Genomic DNA, 12,897 nt, shown 5'->3' on the forward strand with positions numbered 1-12,897 from the left:
ATGAGCATCGACCTTACGGGCCGCATCGCACTGGTAACAGGCGCATCGCGCGGTATTGGCTACTTTCTTTCGCTTGAACTGGCAAAACGCGGCGCGCATGTGATTGCGGTTGCCCGCACCGTCGGCGGACTTGAAGAATTGGACGACGATATCCGCAAACTGGGAGGCAATGCGACGCTAGTGCCTCTCGATATCACCGACATGGAAGCGATCGATCGTCTCGGCGGCTCCATTCATGAGCGCTGGGGCAAGCTCGATATCATGGTTGCGAATGCGGGTGTCCTTGGCACGATTTCACCGATTGGCCATGTCGAGGCCAAGACGTTCGAGAAGCTCATGAACGTCAATGTTACTAGCGTCTGGCGCCTCATTCGGTCCACTGATCCGCTGCTGCGCGCTTCCGACGCGGGACGTGCCATTCTGCTTTCCTCAGGCGTGGCGCATACCTGCCGCGCTTTTTGGGGTCCCTATGCTGCCTCGAAAGCTGCTGTCGAAGTCATGGCACGCAGCTGGGCTGAAGAAACGAAGCAGATGAAGCTCAAGATCAACTCTGTCAATCCGGGCGCCACCCGCACCGCCATGCGCGCGCAGGCCATGCCGGGCGAAGATCCTGAAACGCTGCCAACACCGCAGTCAGTCGCTGAAAAGATCGTCAAGCTCGCCGATCCGAACCTTGAAGTTAGCGGCAAGCTTTTCGACGTGCGTCAGGAACGCTTCCTCGACTATCATCTGCCGAGCTGATTTCGGTCCTCCGGCCTTGCCTATATGCAAGGCCGGTTCGATGTATTTACTTATTAAGTTTTCCCGCCTGGCCATCTGTTGGCTCTTTTTTCAGCGGGCATTTCTCCCCCTCTCAGACCCCTTTGTCACGTGCTGCCAAATTTGGCGCGCGTTCCCTTTGCTATTGGAGGACTTATGACCAAAGATCACCAGCGTTTCATTATCATCAGCGGCGGACCCGGATCAGGCAAAAGCACACTGATCGATGCACTCGAGAGGCAGGGCTTTTCCCGCACCGTGGAAGCCGGACGCGCCATTATTCAAGATCAGGTCGCTATCGGCGGCAAGGCCCTGCCCTGGAGTGATCGCGCGATTTTTGCAGAGCTAATGCTTTCATGGGAAATGCGCTCGCACACGATGGCGAAACAACAACGCGGGACGGTCTTCTTCGACCGCGGCGTGCCCGATGTAATCGGCTATCTGATGCTGTGCAACCTGCCCGTTCCCCAACACATGGAAAAGGCCGCACGGCAATTTCCATACTACAGAACAGTTTTCCTGGCTCCGCCTTGGAGAGAAATCTTCGGTCAGGATGCTGAGCGAAAGCAAGATTTCGAGGAAGCCGCACGCACTTTCGACGCGATGGATAAAACCTACAGACGGCTTGGATATGAAATCGCACTCCTGCCGAAATCATCGGTCGAGGAGCGCGTCAGTTTCATCAAGCAGACATTGCCGTCAGTTTTCCTCTGACGGCCTATCTTCTTCAGTGACGGCCTCTTCCTCGGCCTTTCGATCAGCAGCTTCGCGCTTGTTCCAGGCAGCCAGGCTGAACGGAAGAAATGCGAGATAGGCAAGCGCCGTGAGGCTTAAAGTCTGCCAGGTGAAGCTCATCAGGAAGGCGACGTAAACCACCACGAACAGGATGAGCGGCATGACGATATCGCGCCGGACGAGGCTTCCGGCGGACTTGCCATTATAGACTGGCAGACGACTTACCAACAGGAACGCGATTGCCACGGTATAGATCGCCACGCCAAAAGCGAGCCCCCGCGTTGGCGTCAAACCCAGAAAGCCAAGATAGACCGGCAACAGAACGAGCATGGCACCGGCCGGTGCGGGCACGCCAATGAAATAGTTACTTTGCCATGCCGGACGGTTCGGGTCTTCGAGCATGACATTGAAACGCGCAAGCCGCAGGCAGCAGGCAATGGCATAAAGAAGTGCTGCGATCCAGCCGAACGAGCGCGCCTGATCGAGCATGAAGGCGTAAAGCACCAAGGCGGGCGCTACACCGAAATTGACGATATCGGCTAGCGAATCCATCTGGGCGCCGAACTTGGACGATCCCTTCATCATGCGGGCTACGCGCCCATCAATGCCATCCAGAAAGGCAGCCACGAGCACCATCACGACGGCAAGCTCGAAGCGGTTCTCGAAAGCTAGACGGATACCAGTCAGACCGGCACAGATGGCCAGAACCGTTATGACGTTGGGAACGACAATACGCAGCGGTATCTGCGACAGCTTTGGGCCGCGCGATAAATCCACGCGGCCATTGGGCTCAAAAGGCGGAAAAGGCGTCTCCATCGGCTCAGCCGATCCGCACCACAGGTTCGCCGCGCATGCTGCCGTAATCGGCCAGCACGGTTTCACCGGCGACTGCCGTCTGGCCAACTGCAACACGAATGGTCGCATCAGCCGGAAGATAAACATCGACGCGCGATCCGAAACGGATCAGGCCGAACCGTTCGCCCACGGACAAATCATCATCCTCGTTCGACCAGCAAACGATGCGCCGCGCGACCAGACCGGCAATCTGGACAACACCGATCTTGCCATGCGGGCTTTCGATAAGGACGCTGTTGCGTTCATTTTCCGTGCTCGCCTTGTCCAGTTCCGCGTTGAGGAACTTGCCCGGACGATGCACGACCTTGTCGATCTTGCCACGCACCGGAGACCGGTTGATGTGAACCGAGAACACATTCATGAAAACCGACACGCGCATGCGTGGTTCAGCGCCAAGATCCAGCTCGGCAGGTGGCACAGCCGGTCCGACGAAGGAGACCTTGCCGTCAGCGGGGCTGATGACCAGATCGTCGTCCATCGGCGTCACGCGCTCCGGGTCACGATAGAAGTAGATGCACCAGACGGTCAGCACCATGCCGATCCAGAACAACGGGTCCCAAAGCCAGCCCAGAATTAGCGAAACCACGAAAAAGCCCGCGATAAACGGATAGCCTTCCCGATGGATCGGCACGAAAGTATTGCGGATGGTGTCAGTAAGGCTCATCGCTCTTCCTTTGAGTTTGGCCGTTATTTACCTCATCCTGTTCAGAATCGAAATCCATTTCGCAAATTATTCACGGCTGTTAGGGCACGTGATCGCGCCCTAATATAACTAGCTGCCGATAAACTGCCTATTCCGCCGCCGGAACACCACGTGTGACGATACCCAATTCGTCACTTTCGCGAACCTGACGCAGACGCTCTTCCGCCTCATCCGCCTCGCGCTGACGAGCCCACATGGACGCGTAAAGCCCCTTATGCTTGAGAAGCATGCGGTGAGTGCCGCGCTCGGCAATCAGACCGTCCTTCAGAACGATGATCTCATCCGCACTGATGACGGTCGACAGACGGTGCGCGATGACTAGCGTGGTACGCCCACGGCTAACGATGTCAAGTGCAGACTGGATTTCCTGCTCGGTCGCGGTATCGAGCGCGGAGGTCGCCTCATCGAGTATCAGGATTGGAGGCGCTTTCAGGATCGTGCGCGCAATGGCTACACGCTGTTTCTCACCGCCCGAAAGCTTGAGGCCGCGTTCGCCAACCATGGCCTGATAGCCTTCCGGCAGATGCTTGATGAAGCCGGAAATCTGCGCGAGCTCAGCCGCCTTTTCCACTTCTTCGGTCGTGGCATCAGGACGGCCATAACGAATGTTGTAAGCGATGGTATCGTTGAACAGAACCGTGTCCTGCGGCACCATGCCGATGACCTTGCGCAGGCTTTCCTGCGTGACGTCGCGGACGTCATGCCCGTCGATGGAAACCGATCCCGACTGGACATCATAGAAGCGGAACAGCAATCGCGAAATCGTGGATTTACCCGCACCTGACGGTCCGACTATCGCCACCGTCTTTCCTGCCGGAACTTCAAAACTGATGCCCTTGAGGATCGGGCGGTTCGCATCATAGGCAAAATGCACATCATCGAAACGGATTGCGCCGTGATCGATTTTCAATGCTGGTGCATTGGGCTTGTCGACGACTTCCTGCTTCACATCGAGAAGATCGAACATCTGCTCGATGTCGGTCAAACCCTGACGGATTTCGCGATAGATGAAACCGATGAAATTGAGCGGGATGGATAGCTGCATCAGCATGGCATTAATGAAAACGAAATCGCCGATGGATTGCGTTCCGGCCCGGACTTCCAACGCCGACATGACCATGACCACCGCCATGCCGACACCAAAGATAACGGCCTGACCGAAGTTCAGCCAGCCAAGCGACGTCCAGGTCTGGGTTGCAGCCTTTTCATAGCGAGCCATCGAAGCATCGAAGCGCTTTGCTTCCATGTTCTCGTTGCCGAAATATTTGACCGTTTCGAAGTTGAGCAGCGAGTCGATTGCCTTGGTATTGGCATCCGTATCGGAGTCGTTCATTTCGCGGCGAATATTGATGCGCCAGTCGCTCGCCTTGATCGTAAACCAGGTATAGAGCCAGACCGTCGCCGCGACCACAAGCAGATAGGAAATGCCGTAAGCGAAAGCGAAAATCACCGCTGTCAGCGCAAACTCAAGAATGGTGGGCAGGGTGTTGAGGATCGTGAAACGAACAATCGTTTCGATGCCCTTGGTGCCGCGCTCAATGACCCGCGAAAGCCCGCCCGTGCGTCGTTCAAGATGGAACCTGAGCGATAGCTGGTGCATGTGCACGAAGGTTCGGTAGGCCAGCTGGCGCACCGCATATTGCCCGACGCTTGCAAACAATGCATCGCGAAGCTGGTTGAGGCCAGCCTGTACGATCTTGGCGCCGTTATAAGCCAGCACAAGCATCACTGCGCCGACCAGAAACAGCGGGATATAATCCGGCGGGTTCAATTGACCAGTCAAGGCATTCGTCACCCATTTGAAGAAATAGGGCACGAGGATGAGCACGATCTTGGAAATCACCAGGTAGAACGTGGCCCAGACGACTCGCATACGCAGATCGGGCCTGTCGGACGGCCACATATAGGGCCAGAGATTTCGCAGTGTCTTGAACGTTTCGCCAGAGTCGGCGGAAACCGTTTTGGGGGAACTCATGGTGCGTTCTTTCAAGTCGGTGGGCTCAAGCGATTTCGTACGAGATGAAACTCCGTTATCGCTCTATCTCTTTGTTTTCACGCATGTCTTTATCCCGAAACCCGTTCACACTTTCGGGAGACATGCTCTAGCCGCAGCATCTGCTCTTGAAGGAAGCAAAATGCGTGCGGACAGCGTTTAGTTGCCGCCAGTTGACGCTGTAACGCGAGGACTGGCGCTCCGGCCGATAGTCGATAAGACCAGCCTGCACGAGGACCTTGAGGTGTTGGGAAACCGTTGATTGTGCAAGGTCGAGCTTGCCGACAATATCCTTGCAGCAGCAGGCGTCCTCCATCATCAACTGGCGAATAATGCGAATGCGGACAGGATGGCCCAGCGCGGCGCAAATGCGCGCTGCCGCTTCATCATCAATGCCGAGCTGCGCCAGATCGGCGACAGTTTCGGTCGAGCTTTTGTCCAGAACCATCTTCATCGTATATCGACGATATACGATTATGCTCTGAAGTTCAAGATTTGGAGACGTTCATTCCAGAAAAGACAGCCAAAACGGAAACACACTATCGTGACAGGCGCTTATTGCCGAAGCGCACCTCCCTGCGTTAGGAGCCGCGCATCAGTTCCATGAACTCTCCGTCAGTTAGCTCTATCTTCCAACTGGCGTTTGGCCTCGCCATCGCCCAAGGGTTCCTTCGGCATGTTGAATACCTGACCCGGCCAGATGAGATCTGGGTTGCGGATTTGGTCGCGGTTGGCGAGATAGATCGTCGTATATCGCGTACCCTTGCCATAGGCGCGCTTGGAAATCGTCCAGAGATTATCCCCACGCCGAATGATGACGGAGCCATCGACTTTCTGCAGTGGAGTTGCCGACGAAGCAGCCTTATCACCGATCGCTTCCGATGCAGCCGCCGTCTGACCGTCCGTGTCGGAAGCAACAGCCGAGATATTCTCACCAGCTTCGCGACGGAACGGGACGCGGGCTGTGGCCAGAACCTGATTGGCATTGTCGAGCAGGTCAGCGCGAACGATGTAATCACCAACGCTGAGCGGTTGTTTGCTCTGCACGAGGAAACGGCCATCAGGCGAAATGAGGCTTGCGCCAAGCAATGTATCATTGGCGTGGACGATCACGCGATTGCCGCCTTTGGCTTTACCCGCCACGAAAACAGCCTGACCTTCAATCTCCACAGCCTCAATTGCAATCGGCAAATCCTGTGCAGGTTTGGCTTCCGGCTTGTCGGCCTTAGTCGCAGCTGCAGGGTTAGCTCCCGCATCGTCCTGTGGCTTCTCTGCCGTTTCAGGCTTGGTAATCAGGCGGCTCGCCTGCCCCGGCTCCTCAACCAGCGCCAGCACCTGCCCCGACTTGGTTTCAGGCACCGACACGATGGCGGTCTGGGCGGAAGTGGCAACATTGTTGTCAGCACCAGTTGAACGCAAGACCAGCTGATGATCACCTGCCTTCAAAGGATTATCCAGAACAATGGCAAAATCCCCATTGGCTCCGGCCTTGGCTTTGCCCACAACGGTGGCACCTGCGACAACCTCGACATCAGCGCTGGGAAGGGACTTGCCTGCGATCACGACCGAACCGTCAGGCTCGACACGAAGGAGATCGAAAACCGGCGTTTTGCTGGCCTGCTCTGCGGGAGCGGCATCAGCCTGCTTGGCTGGCTCTTCTGATTGCACGCCTTGCGGCTTCGCATCATTTGCCGCAGCATCGCCCGCAGGCTTGGCAGCGTCTGGCGTCTTCATCTCGGATGGTGTTGCTTCTGGCTGCGCTGGCGCATTGCTCGAAGCTGGTGCAGTGGCATTAGGTTGCGGGGCTTCAACGCGAGATCGTGTTGCATTCCAATAGAGACCGAGCCCGGCGACGATTGCGACGAGCCCGATACCGAGCAATCCTAAACTGTTCTTTTGCATTTCGTTTCGAAATCCACGCCAGAGACTATAATAGCGGGTTTATAGCTTTTGGCTTCCCCCTACAAGGAATCTGCACCGAAACAGCAAAAGGTACGAGGCTTTTTATTAGCTAGGTTACTGTTCTACACAGTTTGTCGGCTTTGATTGGTCCGGATCGTCCATAAGGTTATAGAGATCGGCCGTTTCGCCCTTGGTCCACCAGATATAGACGCCACCGGCATATTTGGCTCCAGACCCTGAAATGACGTTGGAAGCGACAATAGTCTCGTCTTCAAGCTCCAGTTCAGCAAGCGAAATATCACCAGCATTGTAGTAGGTTACCGAGACATTCTTCTCGCCACATTTATACAGAACGGAGTTGGTCGTTACTTCGGTATCGTCCGGCAGTTTGATGTTGATCTCGCCAGCCGATGCGGATGATGCGGCAAAGGTGAGCCCGAGAAACACAACCCAGTTCTTCATATCCAATCCACTTCTCAATCTGGAGTACATACGGATTGAGATATAACAATCACTGTGAATGTCCACCCGGAACCTGACGTAAACGTCTCACTGACGGCAATCTTCACTGCAAAATGAAATCGCAGACGCTTGACGCTGAAAGGTCAAAAGCGCACAAGAAAATCATGTCTGAGATTCGATCCATCTGTGTTTATTGCGGCTCGTCTACGGGCCTAAATCCCATCTATCGCGAAGCGGGCGTCACACTCGGCCGGTCCATCGCCGAACACGGTCTGCGCCTTGTTTATGGCGGTGGCACGCGCGGCATCATGGGCGCGGTTGCGCAAGGCGTGATGGAGGCCGGCGGCGAAGTCACCGGCATCATTCCGACCTTCCTGCTCGACAAGGAAGCGAGCCTTGAAAAGGCCGAACAGCTCACCGAACTTATCGTCGTGGGTGACATGCATGAGCGCAAACACCTCATGTTCCAGAAGTCGGATGCGTTCGTCACCCTTCCCGGTGGCATCGGCACGGTTGAGGAAATCGTGGAAATGATGACCTGGGCGCAGCTCGGCAAGCATCGCAAGCCGATGGTGTTCGCTAACATCAACAACTTCTGGCAGCCTATGCTTTCGCTTCTTGAGCACATGACGACCGAAGGCTTCCTGCACACCGCACATCAGGTGAATCCGTTGGTCATCGACAAGGCGGAGGACATCGTTCCCGCCATTATCGCTGCCAACGGCAAGGCGCATGAAGGCGACCAGAAGATCATCGAAAAGATGTGATTGCGGCTTTCGCCCAAAACACAAAACCGAGTAACAAGGGCGGAGTGATCCGCCCTTAATTTTATCCGGGAGGGGTTGATGAAGACGATCGGGCTTATAGGCGGGATGAGCTGGGAAAGCTCGCAGGAATATTATCGCATCATCAATCAGGAAATCCGCACACGGCTCGGCGGCACGCACTCCGCCAAGAGCCTGATGTGGTCGATGGATTTTGGTGAAATCGAGCAGCTTCAGCATCAAGGCAAATGGGACGAGCTGACCAGGCTCATGATCGAGGCCGCGCAGAACCTTGAAAAGGGCGGCGCGGATTTCATCCTGATCTGCACAAACACCATGCATAAAATGGCTGCTGACGTCGAAAACGCCACATCGATCCCGCTTGCGCATATTGCTGACCCGACAGCGGAGAAGATCAAGGCTGCAGGCTTGTCAAAAGTTGGGTTACTTGGCACCGCCTTCACGATGGAGCAGGAATTCTACAAAGGCCGCCTCGCGGCCAAACATGGGCTTGAGGTTCTGACGCCCGACGATGCCGACCGCAAAACCGTTCATGACATCATCTATCACGAGCTGGTTGTCGGCGAAGTACGCGATGCGTCACGCGAAAAATACCGTGCTGTCATCAGTCGGCTGGTTGAGCGCGGGGCCGAAGCCATCATTCTCGGCTGCACCGAAATCATGCTGCTCATCGGCCAGCAGGATAGCCCCGTGCCAGTATTCGATACGACGCGCCTACATGCCGAAGCGGCGGTGGATTGGGCGTTGATTTAAACGCTCACTTCTTCACCAGCGTCGCCACAGCTTCAACATGTGGCGACCAGAGGAACTGGTCAATCGGCGTGACACGCGTGACGCGATAGCCGCCCTTCGTCAGAATGGCGAGGTCGCGGGCGAGCGTCACCGGATTGCACGAAACCGCGACAACCTTCTCCACCTTGGACTTCGCCAGTTCAAGCGCCTGTTCTTCCGCACCTGCTCGCGGCGGATCGAAAACCACGGCGTTGTAAGGCAGCAATTCCTTCGGCATCAGCGGACGGCGGAACAGGTCGCGACGTTCGACTGAAACGGGCTTCAATCCCTGCACATGGCGCACGCCACGGTCGAGAGCCGCAAGGGCCAGCGCGTCGTTTTCAACGGCATGAACTGCACTCTTTTCAGCAATACGCAATGCAAATGTGCCGACACCGCAGAACAGGTCCGCCACACGCTTGGCCTTACCGACATGGTCCAGAACAAGCTGCACCATCGCCTCTTCAGCATCGGCTGTTGCCTGCAAGAAACAGCCGGGCGGAACAGGAACCGGCACCTTGCCGAAATGGATGAGCGGCTTCTTCGGCTCGACAATGATCTCGCCTTCATGCGAAAGGCGCGCAAAGCCCTTTTTCATGACAAGCGCAGTTAGCGCGCGCCGTTGCTCATCGCTCAGCTTGCCGCAACCGCTTGCCGCAAGATCGAGGCCGGATTCCGTCTGCGTCGCTGCCAGCTTGAACGGTTTGGAGCCAGGTGCAATCAAGGCCCCGACTTCACGCAGGTCGTCAAGCCGCGCAATGATTTCCGGCACCGTGACCGCACATTCGACGATATCGATGATTTCATGGCTGAGGTGACGGTTGAAGCCGAGTAACACGCCCTTCTCCGTCTTTCGCGCCGCAAAAACAGCGCGGCGGCGCGTGCGCGGCTGGCAAGCCACCAGAGGCGCAACCTCCGTGTCGATCCCCCTGCCCTTCAGCGAGGAGACAACCAGTTCTCGCTTCCACAGGCGATAGGGTTCATCCTGCCAATGCTGCAGTGCGCAGCCACCGCAATCCTCGAAATGCTGGCAGGCAGGCGCCTGCCGCTCGGGCGATGTTTCGAGAAGCGCCATAACCGTTGCGCGGTTTTTGTCGCGCGCAACATTGGCCACTTCGCCCGGCAGTGTGAAGGGCACATAAATCTGGCCATCAGGAAGGTTGGCGACGCCATCGCCGCCCGCACCAATCGAGCGGATTGTTATTTGCCCCATTGCCTGCGTTGTCATAGGTCCTTCTTTCCTGCCAGGAGATATTCACGATTGCCATCGCCGCCTTCGATTGGCGACGGGCAGAGGCCGAGCGCGCGCCAGCCGGGCAGCGTCTCAAGCCATGATTTCAGTTCTTCTGCTATGCGTTCGCCATCTTTCGGATCGCGCAAAATGCCGCCCTTGCCGATAGCCTCGCGGCCCGCTTCAAATTGCGGCTTTACGAGAAGCGCGCAGATAGCACCTTTTTGCACAAAGGCCAATGCCGGAGGCAAGGCAAGTTTCAGCGAAATAAAACTCACGTCCGAAACCACGCAATCGATTTCGCGTCCATCGAGATGGGAAAGTTCCAGAGCACGAGCGTTGAGCCCTTCCTTGTTGGTGACGCGAGGATCGGCGCGCAAGCTTTCGTGCAACTGGTCGTGGCCGACATCGATGGCAAGAACATGGCTTGCGCCGCGCTTCAGCAAAACTTGCGTGAAACCGCCTGTCGATGCGCCTATGTCGAGCGCGGTGCGCCCCTTCACATCAAGCTCGAAATGGTCAAGCGCCGCGATAAGCTTCAAGGCAGCGCGAGAAACATAAGCACTCGCCGGATCATCCACGGCGATCTTTGCAGTGCGCAAAACCGTCTGGCCCGGCTTGGTGACGGGCTTGCCGTCCACCTTGACCGTGCCGCGCTGGATTGCATCACGCGCCCGCGAACGCGTCGCAAACAGTCTAAGCTCCACCAGCAACTGATCGAGCCGCAGGTTCTTGTCGCTCGTTTCTCCGCTCATCAGTCAGGCGCTAAACGGCGCTGCAACCGCCTCGCGGCCAAGAGCTGCAAACACCGCATGCACGATGCCTGCCCGGTCAAGACCGGCCTCCGCATACATGGCATCCGGCTTGCCGTGGTCCTGATAAGTATCCGGCAAGGTCAAAGCCCGCACCTTGAGGCCACGATCCAGAAGGCCGTCAGTCGCAAGGAATTGCAGCACGTGGGAAGCAAAGCCACCGACAGCACCCTCTTCCACCATAACCAGCACTTCATGTTCGCGTGCCAGACGACGGATCAGATCGTGGTCGAGTGGCTTGGCAAAGCGTGCATCGGCAACCGTGGTGGAAAGACCGGCGGCCCCCAGCTCATCGGCGGCGGCAAGACATTCCTGCAAGCGCGTTCCGAAGGATAGCAGAGCAACCTTCGTGCCTTCGCGCACGATACGTCCCTTGCCGATTTCGAGCAGTTGTCCACGCTCTGGCAGGTCAACACCGACACCATCACCACGCGGATACCGGAAAGAGATCGGGCCTTCATCATATTCGGCAGCCGTGCACACCATATGGCGCAGTTCGGCTTCATCCGATGCAGCCATCACTACAAAACCGGGAAGAGCTGCGAGAAAGCCCGTGTCGAAGGAGCCTGCATGGGTCGGGCCATCGGCACCAACCAGTCCGGCGCGATCAATGGGGAAGCGCACCGGCAGATTCTGGATCGACACGTCATGCACGACCTGGTCGTAACCACGCTGCAGGAAGGTGGAATAGATCGCGCAGAAGGGCTTATAGCCCTCGCTAGCCAAACCGGCGGCGAAGGTTACCGCATGTTGCTCGGCAATACCGACATCGAATGTGCGCTGCGGAAACACTTCGCCAAAAAGATCAAGCCCGGTGCCCGATGGCATGGCGGCGGTGATCGCCACTATTCTGTCGTCGTGACGGGCTTCCTCGATCAGGCTCGTGCCGAAAATCTTGGTGTAGCTCGGTGCATTTGCAGGCGGCTTCGACTGCTTGCCGGTGATGACGTCGAACTTATTGACACCGTGATATTTGTCGGCGGCAGCTTCTGCGGGCGCATAACCCTTGCCCTTCTGCGTCACCACATGAATGAGCACCGGGCCTTCCTGCGTATCGCGTACGTTTTTCAGGATCGGCAGCAGATGATCCAGATTATGGCCATCGATAGGACCGACATAGTAGAAGCCCAGCTCCTCGAACAGGGTACCGCCAGTGAAGAAGGCACGCGCATATTCTTCCGATTTGCGAGCCTTGTCCTGCAAAAACTTCGGCAGTTTCTTGGCGACCTGCTTGGCGGCCTCGCGAACGCTGCGATAGGTCTTGCCGGAGACAAGACGCGCCAGATAGGCGCTCATCGCACCGGTCGGCGGCGCAATCGACATATCATTATCGTTGAGGATGACAATGAGGCGCGCGTCGAGCGCACCAGCATTGTTCATCGCCTCATAGGCCATGCCTGCCGACATGGAGCCATCGCCAATGACGGCAATAACATTGCGCTTTTCGCCCGAAAGATCGGATGCGACCGCCATGCCGAGGCCAGCGGAAATCGATGTCGATGAATGTGCAGCACCGAAAGGATCATATTCACTTTCAGTACGCTTGGTGAAACCCGAAAGGCCGCCGGTCTGGCGCAACGTGCGGATACGGTCGCGGCGCCCGGTCAAAATCTTGTGCGGATAAGCCTGATGACCAACGTCCCAGATGATACGGTCGTGCGGCGTGTCGAAGACATGGTGCAATGCCACTGTCAGCTCCACCACTCCCAGTCCCGCTCCCAGATGCCCGCCGGTGGTTGAAACCGCGTCGATCAGCTCTGCACGCAATTCCTGCGCGAGCTGCGGCAGATCAGATTCCGGCAATGCGCGCAGGGCTTCCGGGATCGGTGCCTTGTCAAGCAATGGGGTCGTGGGTCGGGACATTAAAACAACCTGTTTCTGGTTCGGTT

At 56.8% G+C, this 12,897-nt stretch carries 13 protein-coding genes; 4 read left to right on the forward strand and 9 right to left on the reverse strand.

Annotation, left to right across the window (positions count from 1 at the left end; genetic code table 11):
* On the forward strand, positions 1-741 hold the full coding sequence (locus tag FG152_RS07940) for an SDR family NAD(P)-dependent oxidoreductase (protein ID WP_010658378.1): 741 nt from the start codon (positions 1-3) through the stop codon (positions 739-741).
* 174 nt (positions 742-915) lie between these two features.
* The gene (locus tag FG152_RS07945) at positions 916-1,473 is read left to right on the forward strand and encodes an AAA family ATPase (protein ID WP_010658377.1); all 558 of its coding nucleotides are present in this window, start codon (positions 916-918) and stop codon (positions 1,471-1,473) included.
* On the opposite strand, the gene pssA is transcribed toward FG152_RS07945, so the two are convergent.
* The 6 genes from pssA to FG152_RS07975 form a co-directional block, all read right to left on the reverse strand.
* Positions 1,459-2,310, reverse strand: a complete 852-nt coding sequence (gene pssA / locus FG152_RS07950) for a CDP-diacylglycerol--serine O-phosphatidyltransferase (RefSeq protein ID WP_010658376.1) — start codon at positions 2,308-2,310, stop codon at positions 1,459-1,461. The two genes, FG152_RS07945 and pssA, sit on opposite strands and share 15 nt — an antisense overlap.
* Positions 2,311-2,314: 4 nt before the next feature.
* Entirely contained in the window at positions 2,315-3,013 is a 699-nt protein-coding gene (locus tag FG152_RS07955) for a phosphatidylserine decarboxylase (protein WP_105528868.1), read from the reverse strand.
* A gap of 127 nt (positions 3,014-3,140) precedes the next feature.
* A complete protein-coding gene (locus FG152_RS07960; RefSeq protein ID WP_010658374.1) occupies positions 3,141-5,027 on the reverse strand; it encodes an ABCB family ABC transporter ATP-binding protein/permease in 1,887 nt (628 codons plus the stop codon).
* Between the two features lie 127 nt (positions 5,028-5,154).
* Positions 5,155-5,499, reverse strand: coding sequence for an ArsR/SmtB family transcription factor (locus FG152_RS07965; RefSeq protein ID WP_264812586.1), 345 nt, complete (start codon positions 5,497-5,499; stop codon positions 5,155-5,157).
* 161 nt (positions 5,500-5,660) lie between these two features.
* A complete protein-coding gene (locus FG152_RS07970) occupies positions 5,661-6,947 on the reverse strand; it encodes an Ig-like domain-containing protein (protein WP_264812585.1) in 1,287 nt (428 codons plus the stop codon).
* Positions 6,948-7,061: 114 nt separating this feature from the next.
* Complete coding sequence (locus FG152_RS07975) at positions 7,062-7,409, reverse strand: MliC family protein (protein ID WP_029925558.1); 348 nt, start codon at positions 7,407-7,409, stop codon at positions 7,062-7,064.
* Positions 7,410-7,573: 164 nt separating this feature from the next.
* On the opposite strand from FG152_RS07975, the gene FG152_RS07980 reads away from it, so the two are divergent.
* Together FG152_RS07980 and FG152_RS07985 are read left to right on the forward strand one after the other, a co-directional pair.
* Positions 7,574-8,176, forward strand: coding sequence for an LOG family protein (locus tag FG152_RS07980; RefSeq protein WP_498985799.1), 603 nt, complete (start codon positions 7,574-7,576; stop codon positions 8,174-8,176).
* Positions 8,177-8,254: 78 nt separating this feature from the next.
* Positions 8,255-8,947 (forward strand): aspartate/glutamate racemase family protein, encoded by a 693-nt coding sequence (locus FG152_RS07985; protein WP_264812584.1) that lies wholly within the window; start codon positions 8,255-8,257, stop codon positions 8,945-8,947.
* A gap of 4 nt (positions 8,948-8,951) precedes the next feature.
* Here the strand turns inward: FG152_RS07985 and FG152_RS07990 are convergent, their stop codons facing one another.
* Genes FG152_RS07990 through dxs form a run of 3 tightly spaced genes read right to left on the reverse strand, consistent with a single transcriptional unit; the run spans position 8,952 to position 12,871 of the window.
* Entirely contained in the window at positions 8,952-10,193 is a 1,242-nt protein-coding gene (locus tag FG152_RS07990) for a class I SAM-dependent RNA methyltransferase (RefSeq protein WP_264812583.1), read from the reverse strand.
* Positions 10,190-10,951 carry a TlyA family RNA methyltransferase gene (locus tag FG152_RS07995; RefSeq protein ID WP_498985803.1) on the reverse strand — a complete coding sequence of 254 codons (762 nt, stop codon included), beginning with the start codon at positions 10,949-10,951 and terminating at the stop codon, positions 10,190-10,192. The genes FG152_RS07990 and FG152_RS07995 overlap by 4 nt, the downstream gene beginning before the upstream one ends.
* Before the next feature lie 3 nt (positions 10,952-10,954).
* A complete protein-coding gene (gene dxs / locus FG152_RS08000; protein ID WP_454502868.1) occupies positions 10,955-12,871 on the reverse strand; it encodes a 1-deoxy-D-xylulose-5-phosphate synthase in 1,917 nt (638 codons plus the stop codon).
* Positions 12,872-12,897: the final 26 nt, after the last annotated feature.

Origin of the sequence: Ochrobactrum sp. XJ1, assembly GCF_024701725.1 — a bacterium.
In the GTDB taxonomy this organism is placed as follows: domain Bacteria; phylum Pseudomonadota; class Alphaproteobacteria; order Rhizobiales; family Rhizobiaceae; genus Brucella; species Brucella anthropi.

Bases quoted from the DNA above. Each gene is read 5' to 3' on its own strand.
- dxs (WP_454502868.1), bottom strand. From the start codon at position 12,871: ATGTCCCGACCCACGACCCCATTGCTTGACAAGGCACCGATCCCGGAA.
- FG152_RS07960 (WP_010658374.1), bottom strand. From the start codon at position 5,027: ATGAGTTCCCCCAAAACGGTTTCCGCCGACTCTGGCGAAACGTTCAAG.
- FG152_RS07975 (WP_029925558.1), bottom strand. From the start codon at position 7,409: ATGAAGAACTGGGTTGTGTTTCTCGGGCTCACCTTTGCCGCATCATCC.
- FG152_RS07965 (WP_264812586.1), bottom strand. From the start codon at position 5,499: ATGAAGATGGTTCTGGACAAAAGCTCGACCGAAACTGTCGCCGATCTG.
- FG152_RS07955 (WP_105528868.1), bottom strand. From the start codon at position 3,013: ATGAGCCTTACTGACACCATCCGCAATACTTTCGTGCCGATCCATCGG.
- FG152_RS07980 (WP_498985799.1), top strand. From the start codon at position 7,574: ATGTCTGAGATTCGATCCATCTGTGTTTATTGCGGCTCGTCTACGGGC.
- FG152_RS07985 (WP_264812584.1), top strand. From the start codon at position 8,255: ATGAAGACGATCGGGCTTATAGGCGGGATGAGCTGGGAAAGCTCGCAG.
- pssA (WP_010658376.1), bottom strand. From the start codon at position 2,310: ATGGAGACGCCTTTTCCGCCTTTTGAGCCCAATGGCCGCGTGGATTTA.
- FG152_RS07970 (WP_264812585.1), bottom strand. From the start codon at position 6,947: ATGCAAAAGAACAGTTTAGGATTGCTCGGTATCGGGCTCGTCGCAATC.
- FG152_RS07940 (WP_010658378.1), top strand. From the start codon at position 1: ATGAGCATCGACCTTACGGGCCGCATCGCACTGGTAACAGGCGCATCG.
- FG152_RS07990 (WP_264812583.1), bottom strand. From the start codon at position 10,193: ATGACAACGCAGGCAATGGGGCAAATAACAATCCGCTCGATTGGTGCG.
- FG152_RS07995 (WP_498985803.1), bottom strand. From the start codon at position 10,951: ATGAGCGGAGAAACGAGCGACAAGAACCTGCGGCTCGATCAGTTGCTG.
- FG152_RS07945 (WP_010658377.1), top strand. From the start codon at position 916: ATGACCAAAGATCACCAGCGTTTCATTATCATCAGCGGCGGACCCGGA.